Origin of the sequence: Pseudonocardia aurantiaca, assembly GCF_039526725.1 — a bacterium.
Taxonomy (GTDB): domain Bacteria; phylum Actinomycetota; class Actinomycetes; order Mycobacteriales; family Pseudonocardiaceae; genus Pseudonocardia; species Pseudonocardia aurantiaca.
The window spans coordinates 1-786 of record NZ_BAAAJG010000018.1 but is presented as its reverse complement, the minus strand read 5'-3'; the positions used below and the strand labels follow the sequence as shown (position 1 = coordinate 786).

1 rRNA gene is annotated in these 786 nt (G+C 58.8%); it reads left to right on the top strand.

The features are described 5' to 3' along the window. Positions 1-786: ribosomal RNA gene (locus ABD143_RS26975) — 23S ribosomal RNA — on the top strand; the annotation flags it as partial.

Below are 786 nucleotides of genomic sequence, written 5' to 3'. Positions count from 1 at the left end.
TGTGGGTAGGGGTGAAAGGCCAATCAAACTCCGTGATAGCTGGTTCTCCCCGAAATGCATTTAGGTGCAGCGTTACGTGGTGGATGCCGGAGGTAGAGCACTGGATGGGCTAGGGGGCCGACAAGCTTACTGAACTCAGCCAAACTCCGAATGCCGGTATTTCTAGCGTGGCAGTGAGACTGCGGGGGATAAGCTTCGTAGTCGAGAGGGAAACAGCCCAGATCACCGGCTAAGGCCCCTAAGCGTGTGCTAAGTGGGAAAGGATGTGGGATCGCCCAGACAACCAGGAGGTTGGCTTAGAAGCAGCCACCCTTTAAAGAGTGCGTAATAGCTCACTGGTCAAGTGGTCCTGCGCCGACAATGTAGCGGGGCTCAAGCACACCGCCGAAGCCGTGGCAATACCACATGAGATCCGCCGGCTGGTTCACCAGCTGGTGTAGTCGTGGTGTTGGGTAGGGGAGCGTCGTGCATCCAGCGAAGCGGCCGAGTGATCGAGTCGTGGAGGGTGTGCGAGTGAGAATGCAGGCATGAGTAGCGAATGCAGAGTGAGAACCTCTGCCGCCGAATGACCAAGGGTTCCTGGGCCAGGTTAATCCGCCCAGGGTGAGCCGGGACCTAAGGCGAGGCCGACAGGCGTAGTCGATGGACAACGGGTTGATATTCCCGTGCCCGTGACAGTGCGTCCGTGCTGAGGCCGGTGATGCTAACCATCCGAACCCGCTTGGAGTCCTTCGGGAGTTCTTGTTGGGGGAGCGTGGAGCCCGATCCGGTAGTAGGCAAGCGATG